The sequence below is a fragment of the Enterobacter cloacae complex sp. S1 genome (assembly GCF_014930525.1).
Taxonomy (GTDB): domain Bacteria; phylum Pseudomonadota; class Gammaproteobacteria; order Enterobacterales; family Enterobacteriaceae; genus Enterobacter; species Enterobacter hormaechei_C.
In genome coordinates this window covers 108,467-128,667 of the sequence record NZ_JADBRE010000016.1, presented here as the reverse complement: position 1 = coordinate 128,667, position 20,201 = coordinate 108,467, and the positions used below count along the sequence as shown (strand labels likewise).

Here is a 20,201-nt window from a genome sequence, read left to right as displayed (position 1 = left end):
CGGAGCCCGGGTGTCATATTAAAAGCCCGAAAATTTTACTCATTTCCGGGCAAAAAGCAATCTCAAAAGCGATTATCGCCCAGGAAAACCGGGCGGCATCATGCCTTTCATGCCGCGCATCATCTTCGCCATGCCGCCTTTCTTCATTTTCTTCATCATGCGCTGCATGTCGTCGAACTGTTTCAGAAGGCGGTTAACGTCCTGCACCTGCATGCCGCAACCGGCTGCGATACGGCGTTTACGGGAACCTTTGATGATTTCTGGCTTCGCGCGCTCTTTCAGCGTCATCGAGTTGATGATGGCCTCCATACGCACCAGCACTTTGTCATCCATCTGGGATTTGACGTTGTCCGGGATCTGGCCCATGCCTGGCAGTTTGCCCATCAGGCTTGCCATGCCGCCCATGTTTTTCATCTGACGCAGCTGCTCAAGGAAGTCGGTCAGATCGAAACCGTCGCCCTTTTTCAGCTTGCTGGCGAGTTTTTCCGCCTGCGCGCGGTCAACCTTGCTTTCAATATCTTCGATCAGCGACAGCACGTCGCCCATGCCGAGGATACGGGAGGCAATACGATCCGGATGGAACGGCTCCAGCGCTTCGGTTTTCTCGCCCACGCCGAGGAACTTGATTGGCTTACCGGTGATATGACGAATAGAGAGCGCCGCACCGCCGCGGGCATCGCCGTCGACTTTGGTCAGCACCACGCCGGTTAACGGCAGGGCTTCGTTAAACGCTTTTGCGGTGTTCGCCGCATCCTGACCGGTCATGGCGTCAACAACAAACAGGGTCTCTACCGGATTGATAGAGGCATGCACCTGCTTAATTTCGTCCATCATCGCTTCGTCAACGTGCAGACGACCGGCGGTATCCACCAGCAGCACGTCGTAGAATTTCAGCTTCGCTTCTTTCAGCGCCGCGTTAACGATGTCGACAGGCTTCTGCGCCACGTCGGACGGGAAGAAGTCTACGCCAACCTGCTCGGCCAGCGTTTCCAGCTGTTTGATCGCCGCCGGGCGATACACGTCCGCCGACACCACCAGCACCTTTTTCTTATGCTTTTCGCGCAGGAATTTCCCCAGCTTACCAACGCTGGTGGTTTTACCCGCACCTTGCAGACCCGCCATCAGTACGACGGCCGGCGGCTGAGCCGCCAGGTTAAGCACCTGGTTCTCTTCACCCATCGCCGAAACCAGTTCGTTACGGACGATTTTGACGAACTCCTGACCCGGAGTCAGGCTCTTGTTCACTTCATGGCCAACCGCTTTCTCTTTCACGCGGTTGATAAAATCACGCACGACCGGCAACGCGACGTCTGCTTCCAGCAGCGCCATGCGCACTTCGCGCAGCGTTTCCTTGATGTTCTCTTCGGTGAGGCGTCCACGGCCGCTGATGTTGCGCAGCGTGCGCGACAAACGATCGGTTAAATTATCAAACATTGTCTCTCGCCTGGGGTAGAAACGTTAGGTCGCCTGGGCGACACATACACAGAATTTTGCCGGAGTATAACATGAAGGCGCCTTTGTTGTTATGCAACGGTTGGAGCAGGCGTCACGTAACGTTATACTGCTTCTCTTTCTTATTAAGACAACTGTCGACGCCTATATGCCTGTTTTCGCACTGATCGCCCTTGTTGCCTACTCTGTCAGCCTCGCGCTGATCATTCCTGGCCTGCTGCAAAAAAACAGCGGCTGGCGGCGCATGGCTATTCTTTCGGCAGTGATCGCACTGATTAGCCACGCGTTTGCGCTGGAATCACGCATCATTCCCGGCGACGGCAGCGTGCAAAATCTGAGCGTACTGAACGTCGGCTCGCTGGTCAGCCTGATGATCTGTACGGTCATGACCATTGTCGCGTCTAAAAACCGTGGCTGGCTGCTGCTGCCGATAGTCTACGCCTTTGCGCTGATCAACCTGGCGTTAGCCACGTTCATGCCCAATGAGTTTATTACTCACCTGGAAGCCACGCCGGGGATGCTGGTGCATATTGGCCTGTCGCTGTTCTCCTACGCGACGCTGATCATCGCCGCCCTTTACGCCATGCAACTCGCCTGGATTGACTACCAGCTGAAAAATAAAAAGCTGGCGTTTAACCACGAAATGCCGCCGCTGATGGTGATTGAGCGTAAGATGTTCCACATCACCCAGGTCGGTGTGGTTCTGCTGACGCTGACGCTGTGCACGGGCTTGTTTTATATGAAGAACCTGTTCAGCGTGGAGAATATCGATAAAGCGGTCCTCTCCATCATCGCGTGGTTTGTCTATATTGTCCTGTTATGGGGCCATTATCATGAAGGCTGGCGCGGTCGTCGCGTGGTCTGGTTCAACGTAGCGGGTGCGGGCATTCTCACGCTTGCCTATTTTGGTAGCCGCTTCATACAGCAATTTGCTGGCTAAGTAACAAAAGGAGTTCCCCCTGGAACACATCTCTACCACCACGCTGATCGTCATTCTGGTCATCATGGTGGTCATCTCCGCTTATTTCTCTGGCTCTGAAACCGGCATGATGACGCTGAACCGCTACCGGTTACGCCATCGCGCCAAGCAGGGTAACCGTGCCGCGCGTCGTGTCGAAAAGCTTCTGCGTAAGCCGGACCGTCTGATTAGCCTGGTGCTTATCGGTAACAACCTGGTCAATATTCTCGCCTCTGCACTGGGCACCATCGTCGGGATGCGTCTGTACGGCAACGCAGGCGTGGCGATTGCCACAGGTGTGCTCACGTTTGTGGTGCTGGTGTTTGCGGAAGTGCTGCCCAAAACCATCGCCGCGCTTTACCCGGAAAAAGTCGCCTACCCGAGCAGCTTCCTGTTAGCACCGCTGCTTATTCTGATGATGCCGCTGGTCTGGCTGCTGAATATGGTGACACGGGTGCTGATGCGCATGGTGGGTATAAAGGCAGACGTCACCATTAGTAGCGCGCTCAGCAAAGACGAACTGCGTACCATCGTGAATGAATCCCGCTCGCAGATCTCCCGCCGCAATCAGGACATGCTCCTGTCGGTGCTGGATCTGGAAAAGGTCAGCGTTGACGACATCATGGTGCCGCGCAATGAAATCGTCGGGATTGATATCAACGACGACTGGAAGGCCATTGTCCGCCAACTGACACACTCCCCGCACGGGCGTATCGTCCTCTATCGCGATTCCCTCGACGATGCCATCAGCATGCTGCGCGTGCGCGAGGCCTATCGTCTGATGACTGAGAAAAACGAGTTCACCAAAGAGGTGATGCTGCGCGCCGCCGACGAAATTTACTACGTGCCGGAAGGCACCCCACTCAGCACGCAGCTGGTGAAGTTCCAGCGAAACAAGAAGAAAGTCGGCCTGGTGGTGGATGAATACGGCGACATACAGGGGCTGGTGACGGTCGAAGATATTCTGGAAGAGATTGTTGGGGACTTTACCACGTCGATGTCGCCTTCCCTTGCGGAAGAAGTCACCCCGCAAAACGACGGGTCAGTGCTTATCGACGGCAGCGCCAACATTCGTGAAATCAATAAAGCGTTCAACTGGCATTTGCCGGAAGACGAAGCGCGGACGATGAACGGTATGATCCTGGAAGCGCTGGAAGAGATCCCGGCGGCAGGCACGCGCGTGCGTATTGAACAGTATGATATTGATATTCTGGACGTTCAGGACAACATGATTAAGCAGGTGAAGGTCCTGCCCGTTAAACCTTTACGCGAAAGTATCGCCGAGTAATGTTGTAGGCCGGGTAAGGCGAAGCCGCCACCCGGCACTACGGGTCGGCAAATTACGCTTTCGCTTTCGCCACGGTCACCATCGCAGCGCGAATAGTACGACCGTTCAGGGTATACCCTTTCTGCATCACGCCCAGCACGTTACCCGCGGCAACGTCTTCGGATTCCACCATCGCAATGGCCTGGTGAACGTTTGGATCCAGCGGTACATCCGTATCGGCAATCACTTCAACACCGAACTTACGCACCACATCCAGCATGGATTTCAGCGTCAGCTCAATGCCTTCAATCATCGCCGCGTTATCCGGGTTAGCTTTATCCGCCACTTCCAGCGCGCGATCCAGGCTGTCGATCACCGGAAGCAGTTCGTTGACGAATTTCTCCAGCGCAAATTTGTGCGCCTTTTCAACGTCCAGCTCGGTACGACGGCGCAGGTTTTCCATTTCCGCTTTGATACGCAGTACGCCATCGCGTTCGCGATTCTGCGCTTCTACCAACTGAGCTTCCAGGTTGGCAATTTTTTCATCGCGCGGGTCCACCTGCTCAGCAGACGTGTCTGGCTCTACTGCCTCAACTTCATCGTGCTGTTCCGTGATAATTTCTTCAGGGGCTTGCCCCTCAGGCGTTTTCTGTTCTTTACTACTCATGAATTTCTCCGCGTTTTTCTGCATTCATCTCGCTAACTTCGCTTATTATGGGGATCAGTTTCCTGGATTCAAGGGAACAAGGCAGATTGTCATCATTCATCAGGCACAAGGACCTCCAGAAAATGAATAATCATTTCAGGTGTATTGGGATCGTCGGCCATCCGCGTCACCCTACCGCTTTGACGACACATGAAATGTTGTATCGCTGGCTGTGTGGTAAAGGCTATGAAGTGATGGTCGAGCAGCAGATCGCCCAGGAGTTGCAGCTTAAAAGCGTCAGAACCGGCACGCTGGCGGAAATTGGCCAGCAGGCGGATCTCGCCGTGGTGGTCGGTGGCGACGGTAATATGCTGGGCGCGGCGCGAACGCTGGCTCGCTATGATATTAAGGTTATTGGTATTAACCGTGGCAATCTCGGTTTCCTGACCGACCTCGACCCGGACAATGCGCAGCAGCAGCTGGCGGACGTGCTGGAAGGCCACTATATCAGTGAAAAACGGTTTTTACTGGAAGCCCAGGTGTGTCAGCAGGACTGCCAGAAGCGCATCAGCACCGCCATTAACGAGGTGGTTCTCCATCCCGGTAAAGTGGCGCACATGATCGAGTTCGAAGTCTATATCGACGAAATATTCGCTTTCTCGCAGCGTTCTGACGGGCTGATTATTTCAACCCCGACGGGGTCAACTGCCTACTCGCTTTCAGCCGGAGGGCCAATCCTGACGCCATCGCTGGATGCCATTACCCTGGTGCCGATGTTCCCGCATACGCTCTCGGCGCGTCCGCTGGTGATCAACGGCGACAGCACCATCCGCCTGCGTTTTTCCCATCGCCGTAACGACCTGGAGATCAGCTGCGACAGCCAGATTGCGCTCCCCATTCAGGAAGGTGAAGATGTCCTCATTCGCCGCTGCGATTACCATCTGAACCTGATTCACCCGAAAGATTACAGCTATTTCAACACATTAAGCTCCAAGCTCGGCTGGTCAAAAAAATTGTTCTGATTTTGCATCCAGCACTTTACTGTATATAAAACCAGTTTATACTGTATACAAACACAGTTATGGTTTTTCATACAGGAAAACAATTATGCTGGCACAACTGACCATCAGCAACTTTGCCATTGTTCGTGAGCTTGAGATCGACTTCCATAGCGGAATGACGGCGATTACCGGAGAAACCGGTGCAGGTAAATCCATTGCCATTGATGCCCTCGGCTTGTGCCTCGGCGGTCGTGCTGAGGGGGATATGGTGCGCACAGGCGCCGCCCGTGCCGATCTCTGCGCCCGCTTCTCGTTAAAAGACACGCCTGCCGCCCTGCGCTGGCTGGAAGCGAACCAGCTCGAAGACGGACGTGAGTGTTTACTTCGCCGCGTCATCAGCAGCGATGGCCGCTCCCGCGGTTTTATCAATGGTACAGCGGTTCCCCTTTCCCAGCTTCGCGAGCTGGGCCAGCTGCTCATCCAGATCCATGGTCAGCATGCGCACCAGCAGTTAATCAAACCCGAACAACAGAAAGCCCTGCTTGATGGCTACGCAGGTGAGTACGCGCTTACTCAACTCATGGCGGAGCACTATCGTCAGTGGCATCAAAGCTGCCGCGAACTTGCGCAGCATCAGCAGCAAAGCCAGGAGCGTACCGCGCGCGCCGAGCTGCTGGAATATCAGTTGAAAGAGCTGAACGAATTTAACCCACAGGTGGGTGAATTTGAGCAAATCGACGAAGAGTACAAGCGTCTGGCCAACAGCGGTCAGCTGCTTTCCACCAGCCAGACTGCCCTTAACATGCTGGCGGATGGCGAAGACGTGAATTTGCAGAGCCAGCTGTATAACGTGCGTCAGCTTGTGACCGAACTGACCGGCATGGACAATAAGCTTTCTGGCGTACTGGAAATGCTGGAAGAGGCCGCGATTCAGATTTCAGAAGCCGGGGATGAACTGCGCCACTACTGTGAACGTCTGGATCTCGACCCGAACCGTCTGTTCGAGCTTGAGCAACGCATCTCCCGGCAGATTTCACTGGCGCGTAAGCATCACGTAACCCCGGAAGAGCTGCCGAATTACTATCAGTCTCTGCTGGAGGAACAGCAGCAGCTGGACGATCAGGCCGATTCCCTTGAAACCTTGTCTCTGGCGGTTAATCTGCATCATCAGCAGGCGCTGGAAACGGCGAAACGGCTGCATGACGTGCGGCAACACTATGCGCTGGAGCTTAGCCAGCACATTACCGACAGCATGCATACGCTGGCGATGCCGCATGGGGTGTTCACCATAGATGTTCGCTTTGAAGAGAATCACCTGACGGCGGAAGGCGCAGATCGCGTAGAATTCCGCGTCACCACCAACCCGGGCCAGCCTTTGCAGGCGATTTCGAAAGTGGCTTCCGGCGGTGAACTGTCGCGTATCGCCCTGGCCATTCAGGTGATTACCGCCCGTAAAATGGAAACCCCGGCGTTGATTTTCGATGAAGTGGATGTGGGTATCAGCGGCCCGACCGCGGCCGTTGTCGGCAAACTGCTGCGTCAGTTAGGTGAATCGACGCAGGTCATGTGTGTGACTCACCTGCCGCAGGTCGCCGGTTGTGGTCATCACCACTTTATCGTCAGCAAGGAAACCGATGGCGAAATGACGGAAACGCACATGAAGCCGCTGGATAAACGCTCACGCTTGCAGGAGCTGGCACGCCTGCTCGGCGGCAGTGAAGTCACCCGCAATACGCTTGCGAATGCGAAAGAACTGCTGGCGGCATAAACTTTTTCGGGATCTCAGGGTCATACAGAACAACAAAAACGCCGCCAGACCGGTTTCAAAGTGGGGCAAGGTCTATTATCATCGGCATATTACATATGAGCCGCGTACTGCTCGGGCCCGAAAAGGAATCAAATCACTATGCGCTGTAAAACGCTGACCGCTGCCGCAGCGGTTCTTCTGATGTTGACCGCAGGCTGTTCCACTCTGGAGAAAGTGGTTTACCGTCCTGACATCAACCAGGGGAACTACCTTACCCCTAACGATGTGTCCAAAATCCGCGTGGGTATGACACAACAGCAGGTCGCTTATGCCCTGGGAACCCCGATGATGTCCGATCCGTTCGGCACAAACACCTGGTTCTATGTATTCCGCCAGCAGCCTGGTCATGAAGATGTGACCCAGCAAACCCTGACGCTGACCTTCAGCAGTGCCGGCGTGCTGACCAACATCGACAACAAGCCTGCCCTGACCAAATAAGCAGGCGTCAGCAACGCAAAAAGGTGCTCATTGAGCACCTTTTTTGTATCTGAATTCTTACGCAGAATCGTAGTCCCGGTAAGCGAAGCGCCACCGGGGGAGAAAGCGTTACTTACCCGATTTCTCCGCTCGCTGACGGCGCAGCTCTTTCGGGTCAGCAATCAGCGGGCGATAAATCTCAACCCGATCGCCATCCTTCAGCGCATCAGCAAGCTTTACCGGACGGCTATAAATGCCGACTTTATTCTTCGCCAGGTCAATATCACGGCGAAGTTCAAGGATGCCGGAGGCCCGGATAGCCGCCTCAACGGTGGCACCCTCTTCAAGCATCACGCGCTGCAAATACTGCTTCTCCGGCAGCGCATACACCACCTCAACAGCAATCTTATGCGACACTGTAAACCTCTTTGGCGCGCGTGGTGAACGCCTGAACCATATTCGAGGCCAGCTCTTTAAAGATACGGCCAAACGCCAGTTCGATCAGCTTATTGGTAAATTCAAAATCCAGATGAAACTCAATGCGGCAGGCGTCAGCGCTCAGCGGCGTAAACTTCCACCCCCCCATCAGTTTTTTAAACGGACCATCCACCAGATGCATCAAAATACTCTGATTGCTCGTCAGGGTATTGCGCGTGGTGAACGTTTTGCTGATCCCCGCTTTGGAGACATCCACGGCCGCAGTCATCTGCGTCGGGCCGGATTCCAGCACCCGGCTACCGGTGCATCCCGGAATAAATTCCGGATAGGACTGAACGTCGTTCACTAACTGATACATTTGTTCCGCGCTGTAGGGAACAAGCGCGGTACGGCTAATCTGAGGCATAGCATTTTCCATGGTCACACAACAGACAAATAATAACATTTATCACCTGTTAAAAAAACGCTAAGCCTTATCTCGTGCTAAGATAGCGCGTTAGACCTCACAGGACGCAATGAGGTGACTTTTTAAAATCAGATTACCGACGGCTTTACGACACTTATGACGAAGAAAAAAGCACATAAACCTGGTTCGGCGACCATTGCGCTTAACAAGCGTGCTCGCCACGAGTATTTCATCGAAGAAGAATTCGAGGCAGGCCTTGCGTTGCAGGGCTGGGAAGTAAAATCGCTGCGTGCCGGGAAAGCCAATATCGGCGACAGCTACGTGATCCTGAAAGACGGTGAGGCCTTCCTGTTCGGCGCGAACTTTACGCCGCTGACCGTCGCCTCTTCACATTACGTCTGCGATCCTACCCGCACCCGTAAGCTGCTGCTGAACAAGCGCGAACTGGAATCCCTCTACGGACGCATCAACCGCGAAGGCTTCACCGTGGTGGCGCTCTCTTTGTACTGGAAAAATGCCTGGTGCAAAGTGAAAATCGGCGTGGCGAAAGGTAAGAAACAGCACGACAAACGTACTGACCTGAAAGCACGCGAGTGGCAGCTCGACAAAGCACGTATCATGAAAAACGCAGGACGTTGATTCTGCGCACTTATTGTACTATTCAATAAGTTAGCGTTTCGGGCTGGTATCCAGGAAGTGAAATCTGGTATACTCAGTTCAACACTATTGGGGCTGATTCTGGATTCGACGGGATTTGCGAAACCCAAGGTGCATGCCGAGGGGCGGTTTGCCTCGTAAAAAGCCGCAAAAAAATAGTCGCAAACGACGAAAACTACGCTTTAGCAGCTTAATAACCTGCTAAGAGCCCTCTCTCCCTAGCTTCCGCTCTTAAGACGGGGATCAAAGAGAGGTCAAACCCAAAAGAGATCGCGTGGAAACCCTGCCTGGGGTTGAAGCGTTAAAACTAATCAGGCTAGTTCGTCAGTGGCGTGTTTGTCCGCAGCTGGCGTGCGAATGTAAAGACAAACTAAGCATGTAGTACCGAGGATGTAGAAATTTCGGACGCGGGTTCAACTCCCGCCAGCTCCACCAAATATAACGGCCTGATTCTCTTAGAGTTTCAGGCCGTTTTTCTTTGGGCGTGTGGCACAACTGTGACTCAGGAGTGTACCATATGCCATCAAATAGCATCCCCCATTACCTCTATAAGCGTACCCACACCTGGTGGTTCAGGAAGCGTTTCGTATCTGACGGCAATGCCATCGAATACAGACTGAGCCTGCAAACAGCAAGCTTTCAGCGTGCTCGTCTTCTTGCCCTTCGTTTACAGACACTTTGCCAATAGATGGTTGCTTCTTTGGGGGCCCCCAAGAAACTGAAGAATGGCGTGATGGAAAAATCAGCACAAGAGCAAATCAGAGCAAAACTTCGAGCAAAAATTGCCGAATGGACCGCCGAGGAAACAGAACATTGGTTCTGCGGCTCTGCACGTAATGAAGGTGATCTGAACGATTATCTTGAGACATTAGATATGGCTGTCTCTGATTTGAAAGAACGCATCGCTTACGATGATAAACCATCTCTGCACCGGGCCGAAGCAAGTACAGTTCTGGACGAACTACCACACCTCAAAGCTACTCTCAGTGAATACGATTACCAGGTCATTGCTCGCATGGTGGCACAAGCCAAGGTCAAATCCTTGCAGGATACCAGAGCAATTATTTTGGGCGGTATCCTCATATTCAGTAACGGCAATGTCAGAGCCAAAATTCTTCCTAAAGTGCAGAACAACTTAATCCAGTTCTTCCTGTGGGATAAGGGCAACTGGCATCCTTGTAGTTATAAGTAGAGTTGTTCAATCAACGAATTCAGCTTCCTGTTAGGGAGTAGAATTCGCACCCTAAAACCCATAATCATTTTCACTCACATTTCGAAACATACCCCCTCTTCGCTATTGCTAACCACATGAATCTGATCATAAAATGATCCTGCTAGTACCTAGGAGAGAGCTCCTCGCAAAAGCTTGATGGTCTGCTTGTCAGCCATCGTGGAGGCTTCGGCCTCTATTCTCTCCCCACACGACGCATGCCACACGTTCTCAATGTTCCAACGTTACGATGCTAACGCATCACCAACGCTCTGGTACTTGCTGTGACAGTTGGTATTGCCGGGATTGTGGCGAGGGGACGTCACTAAGTGACGTCGAAAACTGGGGTTAATTGCTGAACATCTCTTATTCCTGTCAGTTCAGGCGAGGCCGGTAACCATAGTGGTAACCGGGAACTGAGAAGGAGATGTATTATGGGTCGAAAGACACGTAAAAAATGCCAGGCTAGTGTTCAGCAAACGTTTTGTGTGAGTGATGAGTTAAAGAAAAACCTTAAAGGCTTAGGCATGTTTTTCTTGAGCTGTGTTGCCAACGAGGCTTTCACAGCGATTATTCACTCTGATACTGTTGCCTTCATCTTAGCTTCCATCAAGGGATTCCTGTAATGGAGGCCGTAATAGATAGGATAAACAACAATGAAAAGCACAAAACGTACCCCTAGTCTTCAAAAATCCCTCAAACTCTACCCCCTAAATCAATCTCCTCTATTCAAGCTTAAAAACAAGAAAAAACTCCTACAAGTCATTGGCTTATCAAAGAAACAAGCAGATAAGTTAATGCTTGATTCAGCTTTCAAAGAATTCGAAAACGACGCTGGGAGGAAGATTCAGGAACCAATTGCCCAACTCAAAGCAGTTCACAGGAAGATCGGCTTTTTATTGAGCAGAATCGAATTACCTCCATATCTTCACTCGGGTCGGAAGAAGCATTCAACCCTGACTAATGCAGAATCACATAAGCAAGCAACTGAACTTCTGAAGCTCGACATTCACAAGTTTTTCCCCTCGACTAGGGCAGCGAAGGTCTATAAGGCATTTGTTGATAAATTTGAGATGTCACCTGATGTGGCTTATGTAATGACCAATCTCGCAACCTTTGCAGGAAAAGTGCCCACAGGCAGCCCGATAAGCATGGCTATAGCGTTTTGGGCCAATAAGGATATGTTTGACGAGCTTAGCAACCTTGCAGCCTCAAACAGCTTGGTATTTACGGCATATGTTGACGATGTAGCGTTCTCTGGTTCGAAAATCCCAAAAGGATTTGCCGCCCAAGCTAAAAAATGTATTCGTTCTCATGGTCTCACCTCTAAAGACAAGAAAGAGCGATTTTATTCGTCATCAGAGGGAAAGCTACTTACAGGGATAGTGATTCAGGATGGAGAACTCAAGGTACGCTGGGCACACAATGATTCAATCGGAAAAGAATTTGCTATTTTGGCTGAAGCAAAAGACAACGCTGCAAAAATAATCCATCTAGAAAAGCTAGCAGGTAAGCTGCATGCAGCTGGTCAAGTTGACTCCAGACAGAAAGATAAAGCTCGTTTTTTCACACAGCAGCTTAAAACCGCGAAAAAGCTATCAGAGCAAGGTACTTAAAAAACCGCAGCGAGATTAAAATAATCATCGTGCCATACAAGGAAAATGAAATGTTGTATCACGTTGTTATTGAAAAGAAACCAGCAAAAACCGGGAAAGCCGGCGTTGAAGAAAACAAAACCGATCTCACGAAAGAACAGCTAATAGCTCGCTTCATAGAACCTTACGAGCAGGGCAATCCAATTACAGTAAACGGTACGACTATTCAAACATCAGAAATTAACAGATTAACTGTTAAGGCTACTGAATCCAGCATTGAATCCTTAATACCTGCAATAGAGGCAGAAGATCAAAACTCCAGCGTGTTTATGATCGGGGGACCATCTTACTTAGAACGTGCAATATATCGAGCCACTGATGTAACAGATGAGTTCATCACGGGTCCCGCAGGTAGCAAAAAATCGACTTCGTCCCAGAAACCGTCTAAATCAATAGCTAATTCGAACTCTAACAAGGTTTTCATCGTCCATGGGCATGATGATGCTGCGAAGACCAAGACTGCTCGATTTGTAGAACAATTGGATTACAAAGCTATCATTCTGCATGAACAAGCAAGCTCAGGTAGAACAATAATCGAGAAAATCGAGCAATATACTGATGTTGGATTTGCTGTTGTCCTCTACACACCGGATGATATAGGTAATTCCAAAGGCAATGCAGACAACCTACAGCTACGTGCTCGTCAAAATGTTGTTTTCGAACATGGCTTTTTAATAAGTAAGTTAGGAAGAGATCGTGTAGTGGCTTTGGTTGATGGAGCAATAGAGCTTCCAAACGATATTAGTGGGGTCGTCTACATAAAGATGGATGAGGCAAACGCATGGCACTTTCAGTTGGCTAAAGAAATGAAACAAGCTGGATTTGACATTGATATGAACAAGCTAGTGTGAACCACTTGAAGAGCCTTTTATAAATGTGCCATACTGCTGTGACATTGATTCCCGCTACATTGCTCAAGGAATCAGACAGTTAGTATTTGGTGTCGCTCTCAGCCAGCTCCACCAAAATTCTCCATCGGTGATTACCAGAGTCATCCGATGAAGTCCTGAAAGCCCGCACGGTGCAAGCCCTGCGGGCTTTTTTGTGTCTGTTGTTCTCCGAGCCATTCGACTTAGTCCGGCGATTATCGCTATACGTTCAGGTATTCCAGTTCATGCCGGATCAGCCACAGCCCCCAGACCAACACCAACGTTCTGCGTGCTAAAGCGCCCGAGAAAGATCTAACGTTGCGTCATGGCCCATGCCATCGTTGAAATCCCCGTACTGCAAAACAAAGCCCAAACACCCTTCCTATACAGAACATAAGTCATTGATATAAAACATTTAATGCCTCATATATTTCCGTTTTCTTTTGTTTTGTCGAACGATCTGTGAACAACACCAAAACATTAACAACAAGGAAACAATAATATAACTACAGAGGTGACCTTATGCTCAATAAAGAACGGCATTATGCAATTTTGACCTGGCTTAACAGGTACGAACGGGCGACGGTGAATCAGCTTGCGAAAGTATTTAACGTCACCAGGGAAACGATTCGCAGCGACCTGAACTTATTAGCGCAGGAAGGCGGCATTGAACGATGCCACGGTGGGGCAATTATCAAACGCCGTATTTTTCATACCCAATCAGTCAATAATTTAGATAGCAATATCATTCATTTTTTTGACTCCGCGCAGTCAAGAAAAACGATCAAATCCCGACATAAAGGGCGAAAGATGAAAGGTAAAGTCTGTATTCTGGGTTCATTCAACGTTGATATTATTGCTAATGTCGATCGTTTCCCGCAAAGCGGAGAATCTATTTTCTCCGAAAATACCATTATTGGACCCGGCGGCAAAGGCGCCAATCAGGCGCTGGCCGTAAGCAAATGCAATGTTAAAACCCATTTTGTCGGTAAGGTGGGTAACGATCAGTTTAGTCAGATGGCCTTTGAACATCTTTCATCTTCTGCTATCGACAGCTTCACGCTTTATCAGGATAAAGATCAGAAAACCGGCACCGCGCTTATTTATGTTTGTCAAAGTGATGGTGAAAATATGATTGCCATCAGCCCTGGGGCCAATCGGTCCATTACAGCCGATGAAGTTGAAGCGATTACCCCTGAAGTGAAAAACTCAGATATTTTTTTAACCCAGCTGGAAAATAATCTACCCGCTACCTTTCGGGCCATTGAAATTGCCCGCCGTAACGGGATTAAGGTGGTTTTGAACCCTGCCCCCTGGTCATCTGATGTGGTTAGCTGCCTGAAGAACGTGGACTTTCTGACCCCAAACGAGACTGAGGCCTCATTGCTGTCCGGCATTCATATTGTGGATCTTGCCAGCGCGAAGGAAGCCGCCAGAGCCATTAAAGCGAAAGGGGTAGGTCACGTCATCATCACCATGGGAGCGAAAGGCGCGCTTATTTATGACGGTGAGCAATTCATTCATATCCCGGCGCTGAAAGCCGTATGTGTGGATACCACCGGTGCTGGCGATGCCTTCAACGGCGCATTCGCCGCCGCGATGGCGAAAGGGGAATCCATTATTCAGGCAGCAAAATTTGCCTGTGCTTTCGCCTCTTTGGCCGTCGAAAAAGAAGGCGCATCAAATATGCCCGAATATAAAGATGTCCTGACCCGCCTCGCGCAATATAACGATAAAAACATTCTCACCGAGAAAATTTAACGCACGCATATTTCTGCAAAAACAGATTATATTCACGACAACCATTTCAGTAATGGGAGTATGTCCGATGAAAGCCCTGACAGAATCTAAACCCGGCGGCGCGATACCGCAGGTAAATAACATGCCTCACCAGCAAACACTTTCCCGCATGGCACGTTGCCGCCAGACGTTACGCCGGTGGTGGCCGTTCTACGTAATGGCCCTGCCTGGGGTTATCTATTTTTTTATCTGGCACTATTTACCCATTTGGGAAACCAAAATTGCGTTTGAGCAGTACCGTATTATCCCGCCGAATATCTGGGTCGGGATGCAGTATTTTGCCACGCTGATGTCATCCCCTGTTTTCTGGCAGGTGATACAGAACACCGTGATTATCGGCGCAATGAAGCTGATTTTTATTTTTCCGGTTCCCATTATCGTGGCGCTCTTGCTCAATGAAGTGCGCTCATCCGGTTACCGTAAATTTGTCCAGTCGGTGATTTATCTGCCGCACTATCTCTCCTGGGTGGTGATCGCCAGTATCGCGATTGCCACGCTCTCGCCGGTTGATGGCGCGGTTAACGACATCATTAAATCGATGGGCTACGATCCGATCCCCTTTATGACCGACAGTGGCTCTATCCGCTGGGTGCTGGTGTTCACTGAAATGTGGCGCAGCGCGGGCTGGGATTCATTACTTTACATCGCGGCGATCCTCGCCATCGATCCACAGCTGTATGAAGCGGCGGAAATGGATGGTGCCGGGCGCTGGCGCAAAATCTGGCACATCACCCTGCCCGCTATCACCCCGACCATCGCCACGCTGTTTATCCTCAACGTCGGGCTGTTCCTGAGCCAGGGCTTTGATCAGGTCTTCAACATGACCAACGACGTGGTGAACGGTCAGATAGACATCATCGACACCTACGTCTACCGCATGGGCCTGCGCACCGGGGAGTTCTCGCTGGCGACCGCCGCAGGGTTATTCAAAGGCGTGATCGGCATGGTCCTTATCGTGCTGGCACATAACGTTTCAAAACGCCTGACGGGTAAAGGAGTCTGGTAATGCGCATCTCATCACGAAGCACCCCTTTTGAGCGCATCGAATATGTGCTCATTCTCTCGGTACTGATGCTGCTGGTTGTCGTGACGCTACAACCGATCCTCAACCTGGTGGCGATATCCTTCTCCAGCCCGGCAAACGTGCCCGGCATGAGCGGCCTGGAAATTATTCCGCAGGGCTTTTCGCTGGACGTCTGGAAGCTGCTGCTGACCAACGAAGCCGTGCTGCGCGGGTTTGGCAATGCAATGCTGATTACCGTGGTGGGCACCATCATCAACGTAGTTTTCACCGTGCTGCTGGCCTGGGCGCTGGCGCAAAAATGCCTGCCGGGACGCCGCTGGCTGTTTATGTTTGTCCTGTTCACCATCGTCTTTGAGCCGGGCATCATCCCCGATTTTCTGGTGATGAAAAAGCTGGGGCTACTGAACAGCTACTGGTCCGTCATCCTGTATCGCGCCGTCTTCGCCTGGTACCTGATTATTCTGGTTCGCCTGTTCGAAGAGATCCCGGAGGAGCTGCTGGAAGCCGCCGAACTCGATGGCGCGAACCCGTTCCAGACGCTGTGGTACGTCATTATGCCGGTCGCCAAATCGTCCATTGCCATGATCACGTTATTTTACATGGTGCTGCACTGGAACGAGTTTTTCCGCGCCATGGTGTACCTCAACGACCCGGACAAATGGCCGTTGCAGGTGGTGCTGCGTCAGTTTGTCGTCGAGGGCGATAAGCTGGCGATGGTAGGCGTCGAAAGCATGTCGAACTACACCGATGCCAGCCAGATCAGCATTAAGGCGCTGAAAGCCGGGATGATCACCTTAACCATCGCCCCGCTGATTGCCATCTACCCGATTATTTTGCGCTTCTTCACCAAAGGGACCATGTCCGGCGCGGTGAAGGGTTAACAGGAGCGATGACGATGAAATTATTCACAGCAATCGCCTGCGGCCTGCTGTTATGCCAGGCCGTCTGGGCCGAGCCGGTCACTATCCGGATTGTGGAAAAAGATCTGCTGACCACCAACCGCGAAGATGTCGCGCATATTCAGCGAATCGAGCAGGCGCTGGCACGCCAGGGACACGATATCCACATTGAGATCGTCAACCTGTCGTCTTCCGGCTACTCCGACGTGCTGAACGTGATGCTGCTCTCCGCCACCATCCCTGACCTGATCTATTTCAACGGCAGCGACCAGAAGATGGTTGAACAGGGCATTCTTGAAGACTGGCGTCCGTGGATTGCGCAAACCCGCTATCTGAAAGAGGCGCTGTGGCCGCACAACCGGCTTCGCCTGCAAAACCATCCGACCCTGCTGTATGTCTTTCCCCTGCGCGCGCGCCAGCCGGTGATCCGTGAGGACTGGTTACAGAAGAGCGGATTCAGCGCATCACCCAAAACGCTGGCGGAGTACGTCACGCTGTTCAATGCGATCCACGCCGGCGACTACAACGGCGACGGTAAGACGGATAGCTGGGGGATCACCTCCGAGAAAGACCTGCGCGATCTCGACGGTTTTATGAACCCGGCGTTTGGCATTCACGCCACCTGGCTCAAGGACGACCAGGGCAAGCTGATCAACGCCCAGATAAGCCCGCAGGAGCGGAGCAAGCTGGAGTTCTACCATTCTCTGTATCAGAAAGGACTGCTCTCCTCCCAGTACATCACCACCAATTGGGAGCTAAAAGAAGATGAGTTTTATACCGGCAAGGTTGGCGTGGTATCCGTCTCATCGCCAGGCAACGTCGGCGTGTACCAGGAAAAGATGCGTCAGATCCATCCTGACGCCACCCTCACCCTGCTCGACCCACCCGAAGGCCCGGCAGGTAAAGGGCTGGCGGCGACAGATGTTTCCATGGAAACGCGCGGCTTTGCCATGTCCTCGCTCTCGAAACATAAAAAGGAAGTGATGATCCTGCTCGATTTTCTGGCAAGCCCGGAAGGGCAAATGATGGAGCAGATGGGCTTCGAGAACACGCACTACGTTCGTAAGGGCAACACGATAAACGTGACGCCAAAAATTAATGCCTGGTATCCGCGGTTTATCCAGGCCGCCAACTGGAAGCCGCCGGTGGAGTGGCGGACGCCCGCGATGCTGCGCTATATCGACAATTCACAACGTTATTTTACGGCGGATAACGCCTTTATCTTCCCGGCGTCGTTTGCCGCCGCCATCGACTCAACCAGCAGTATTTATAACCAGTGGGCGTACCAGTTTGTCTCTGGCAAAGCGTCATTTGATCAGTGGGATCAGTATGTCAGCGCCTGGAAAGCCGCAGGTGGAAACGCCATGACCGAATATGCAGAGGAAAAATTAAAATGACCGTTACTCAAGCCGCTGATTTATCGTTCACGTCCCGCATTCTGGGCATGCTGTATGGCGTGGCGTTCGGTGATGCCTTAGGCGGACCGGTTGAGAAACTCTCCGCCCGGCAAATCGCGGAGAAATATGGCCGCGTCACCTCCATCCACCAGCGCTGGCACCGGATGGACGAGCCGTCCGCACGGCGCAACAACCGCGTACGCGGCAACGGTATCATCACCGACGATACGCTGATGACACTCTGCCTGATGGAAGTTTACAGCGAGCTGGGCCGTCACGTTGATGCGTGGGATATGGGGGAGTCTTTTGTGCGGAAGATTGCCTGGGAACCGCGCTGGGTGCCGGAACTGGATCGGGAAGCGCTGGTTATTGAGCGCCTGTTTTATCCGGAAAAATGGATCTTCCATCGTCTGCAACTGGCCGCCTGCGATCCGCGCCAGGGCGGCGTGGGCAATATGGTGAACTGCGGCGCAGCCATGTATGCCGCCCCCATCGGAGCTATTAATGCCTGCAACCCTGAGGCAGCTTACCAGGAAGCCATTAATTTCACCCAGGGGCATCAGCAGAGCTATGGGCTGGAGGCCGCCGGGGTCTTCGCCGCCTGCGTTGCAGCGGCATTTATTCCTGGCATCACCATTGAGGCTATCACCAACATCGCATTGAAACTGGCTAAAGACGGCACCCGCCAGGCCATCGCGGCAACGCTTGAGGTCGCGCATCGCTACCGTGGAACCGCATGGGATTATCAACAGGTCGTTGACGCCCTGCACGATGCGCTTTTGCCCTTCTCACCGATGGGAGATGACCTGATGCACGGCCCGGAAAAAGCGGGCGTCCCGACCATGGCCTACCAGCCCTCGCGCCTGATGTCGATTGAGGAACTGCCAATGGCGCTGGCCTTCTGCCTGCTGCGCGAAGGCGAGTTTCGCGGGGCGGTGGAAGACGCCATCAATTCAGGCCGTGATACCGACTCTATCGGGGTGATGAGCGGCGCGATTTTAGGCGCGCTGCACGGGGAAGCCATTGTCGAACCTGAGGTGCTGGCGGGTATTGATAGCGCCAACCGCCTGGATCTGCGTACGGCCGCGCTGCGCTTCAGCGAATCAGCACAAAGCATTATCCAGCAGGATCTCGCTGCGGCGGCGCTTTACCGCCAGCACGTCATGCCATTATTGCAGCCAGGCCACACCGCCGGGCGAGGAGAGTAACATGAGCCAAATCGTTTTAAATAATCTCGGCAAATCCTACGGCAACGTCAGCATCATTAAAGGGATCTCGCTGAGCATTCACGAAGGCGAATTTATTGTACTGGTCGGCCCGTCCGGGTGTGGGAAATCCACCCTGCTGCGCATGATTGCGGGTCTGGAAGACATCACCTCCGGCGAACTGCTGATGCACGGCGAGGTGGTCAACACTCTGCCCGCCAAAAAACGCGATATCGCCATGGTGTTCCAGAGCTATGCGCTCTATCCACACATGAAGGTGCGGGACAACATGAGTTTTGCCCTGAAGCTTGCCAGCGTCTCAAAAGCGGAACGGATGGCGCGCGTGGAAGAGGCAGCGGAAATCCTCGGCCTGACGCATCTGCTCGATCGCCTCCCGCGGGATCTTTCCGGCGGCCAGCGTCAGCGCGTGGCGATGGGACGCGCGCTGGTGCGTGACCCGAAGGCCTTTTTGTTTGATGAACCGCTCTCCAACCTGGACGCCAAACTGCGCCATAAAATGCGCGGCGAAATTCGTAAGATCCACCAGCGGATGGGGCGCACCACCATCTACGTGACGCACGATCAGACGGAAGCGATGACCATGGCGGACAGGATTGTTGTGCTGAATGCCGGACATATTGAGCAGGTCGGCACCCCGGAAGAGCTGTACCGTAACCCGGATAACCTGTTTGTCGCGGGCTTTATCGGCACGCCGGAAATTAACACCCTTAAAGGCGTGATTCAGCACGGCGAGATTGTGCTCAACAACGGCTACCGCTTCCCCTGCCCCCTCCGCTCACATATTGAAGGGATGGAGATCATCTGCGCCACCCGACCGCACTATATCCGGCTCGGCGAGTCAGGGATGCCTGCGGAAATCGTGCTGATAGAAATGACCGGGGAAGGACAGGAGATCCGGGTGCGTATCAACGATCAGGAGCTGATCGTAGTGTCCCATGAAAAGCTGGATATTAACGTGGGTCAGAAGGTCTTCCTCACCGTAGACGCGGAAAAAATGTTCTTGTTTGATGCCCAGACCGGTAAGCGCCTGCGGTCATAGAATGCTTAATCAATCCCTCCTGCAATCGCAGGG

The 20,201-nt window shown here is 52.3% G+C and carries 20 protein-coding genes and 1 other RNA gene; 17 read left to right on the top strand and 4 right to left on the bottom strand.

Translation table 11 applies throughout. The annotated features are described in order from the left end of the window. Positions 1-72 precede the first annotated feature (72 nt). The gene (ffh, locus tag IM290_RS11670) at positions 73-1,434 is read right to left on the bottom strand and encodes a signal recognition particle protein (RefSeq protein WP_003863132.1); all 1,362 of its coding nucleotides are present in this window, start codon (positions 1,432-1,434) and stop codon (positions 73-75) included. A gap of 166 nt (positions 1,435-1,600) precedes the next feature. Between ffh and IM290_RS11665 the strand changes: the two genes are divergently transcribed. Together IM290_RS11665 and IM290_RS11660 are read left to right on the top strand one after the other, a co-directional pair. Then, positions 1,601-2,392, top strand: coding sequence for an inner membrane protein YpjD (locus IM290_RS11665; RefSeq protein ID WP_014832951.1), 792 nt, complete (start codon positions 1,601-1,603; stop codon positions 2,390-2,392). Between the two features lie 19 nt (positions 2,393-2,411). Beyond that, a complete protein-coding gene (locus tag IM290_RS11660; protein WP_026094274.1) occupies positions 2,412-3,698 on the top strand; it encodes an HlyC/CorC family transporter in 1,287 nt (428 codons plus the stop codon). 52 nt (positions 3,699-3,750) lie between these two features. On the opposite strand, the gene grpE is transcribed toward IM290_RS11660, so the two are convergent. Then, the gene (grpE, locus tag IM290_RS11655) at positions 3,751-4,344 is read right to left on the bottom strand and encodes a nucleotide exchange factor GrpE (RefSeq protein WP_003863126.1); all 594 of its coding nucleotides are present in this window, start codon (positions 4,342-4,344) and stop codon (positions 3,751-3,753) included. A gap of 122 nt (positions 4,345-4,466) precedes the next feature. Between grpE and nadK the strand changes: the two genes are divergently transcribed. From nadK to bamE, 3 genes are all read left to right on the top strand, one after another. Further along, entirely contained in the window at positions 4,467-5,345 is an 879-nt protein-coding gene (nadK, locus tag IM290_RS11650) for an NAD(+) kinase (protein ID WP_017383004.1), read from the top strand. Positions 5,346-5,430: 85 nt separating this feature from the next. Beyond that, a complete protein-coding gene (gene recN, locus IM290_RS11645) occupies positions 5,431-7,092 on the top strand; it encodes a DNA repair protein RecN (protein WP_086523996.1) in 1,662 nt (553 codons plus the stop codon). Between the two features lie 138 nt (positions 7,093-7,230). After that, a complete protein-coding gene (gene bamE, locus IM290_RS11640; protein ID WP_003863121.1) occupies positions 7,231-7,569 on the top strand; it encodes an outer membrane protein assembly factor BamE in 339 nt (112 codons plus the stop codon). 108 nt (positions 7,570-7,677) lie between these two features. Here bamE and IM290_RS11635 read toward each other — a convergent pair whose 3' ends face one another. Next, positions 7,678-7,965, bottom strand: coding sequence for an RnfH family protein (locus tag IM290_RS11635; RefSeq protein ID WP_017383006.1), 288 nt, complete (start codon positions 7,963-7,965; stop codon positions 7,678-7,680). Further along, on the bottom strand, positions 7,955-8,392 hold the full coding sequence (locus IM290_RS11630; RefSeq protein WP_003863117.1) for a type II toxin-antitoxin system RatA family toxin: 438 nt from the start codon (positions 8,390-8,392) through the stop codon (positions 7,955-7,957). The genes IM290_RS11635 and IM290_RS11630 overlap by 11 nt, the downstream gene beginning before the upstream one ends. Positions 8,393-8,548: 156 nt before the next feature. On the opposite strand from IM290_RS11630, the gene smpB reads away from it, so the two are divergent. The 12 genes from smpB (at position 8,549) to IM290_RS11570 (ending at position 20,168) form a co-directional block, all read left to right on the top strand. Then, positions 8,549-9,031: an SsrA-binding protein SmpB gene (smpB, locus tag IM290_RS11625; protein WP_003863115.1), complete on the top strand. Its 483-nt coding sequence runs from the start codon at positions 8,549-8,551 to the stop codon at positions 9,029-9,031. Between the two features lie 89 nt (positions 9,032-9,120). Beyond that, positions 9,121-9,484, top strand: a transfer-messenger RNA (tmRNA) gene (ssrA, locus tag IM290_RS11620). Between the two features lie 298 nt (positions 9,485-9,782). Further along, complete coding sequence (locus IM290_RS11615) at positions 9,783-10,241, top strand: hypothetical protein (protein ID WP_193042582.1); 459 nt, start codon at positions 9,783-9,785, stop codon at positions 10,239-10,241. Positions 10,242-10,693: 452 nt separating this feature from the next. Beyond that, positions 10,694-10,885, top strand: a complete 192-nt coding sequence (locus IM290_RS11610; protein WP_049109617.1) for a hypothetical protein — start codon at positions 10,694-10,696, stop codon at positions 10,883-10,885. Between the two features lie 30 nt (positions 10,886-10,915). Then, positions 10,916-11,875, top strand: coding sequence for a reverse transcriptase family protein (locus IM290_RS11605; RefSeq protein WP_193042581.1), 960 nt, complete (start codon positions 10,916-10,918; stop codon positions 11,873-11,875). Positions 11,876-11,925: 50 nt separating this feature from the next. Further along, positions 11,926-12,765, top strand: a complete 840-nt coding sequence (locus tag IM290_RS11600; RefSeq protein WP_048219595.1) for a TIR domain-containing protein — start codon at positions 11,926-11,928, stop codon at positions 12,763-12,765. Positions 12,766-13,305: 540 nt separating this feature from the next. Next, on the top strand, positions 13,306-14,544 hold the full coding sequence (rbsK, locus tag IM290_RS11595) for a ribokinase (RefSeq protein WP_032104640.1): 1,239 nt from the start codon (positions 13,306-13,308) through the stop codon (positions 14,542-14,544). Positions 14,545-14,665: 121 nt separating this feature from the next. Further along, the gene (locus IM290_RS11590; protein ID WP_223230137.1) at positions 14,666-15,589 is read left to right on the top strand and encodes a sugar ABC transporter permease; all 924 of its coding nucleotides are present in this window, start codon (positions 14,666-14,668) and stop codon (positions 15,587-15,589) included. Further along, entirely contained in the window at positions 15,589-16,488 is a 900-nt protein-coding gene (locus IM290_RS11585; RefSeq protein ID WP_193042580.1) for a carbohydrate ABC transporter permease, read from the top strand. The genes IM290_RS11590 and IM290_RS11585 overlap by 1 nt, the downstream gene beginning before the upstream one ends. Positions 16,489-16,502: 14 nt before the next feature. Further along, positions 16,503-17,903 carry an extracellular solute-binding protein gene (locus IM290_RS11580; protein WP_193042579.1) on the top strand — a complete coding sequence of 467 codons (1,401 nt, stop codon included), beginning with the start codon at positions 16,503-16,505 and terminating at the stop codon, positions 17,901-17,903. Further along, a complete protein-coding gene (locus IM290_RS11575; RefSeq protein ID WP_033487530.1) occupies positions 17,900-19,111 on the top strand; it encodes an ADP-ribosylglycohydrolase family protein in 1,212 nt (403 codons plus the stop codon). Before IM290_RS11580 ends, IM290_RS11575 begins: the two co-directional genes overlap by 4 nt. Position 19,112: 1 nt before the next feature. Then, a complete protein-coding gene (locus IM290_RS11570; RefSeq protein WP_015571586.1) occupies positions 19,113-20,168 on the top strand; it encodes an ABC transporter ATP-binding protein in 1,056 nt (351 codons plus the stop codon). Positions 20,169-20,201 lie beyond the last annotated feature (33 nt).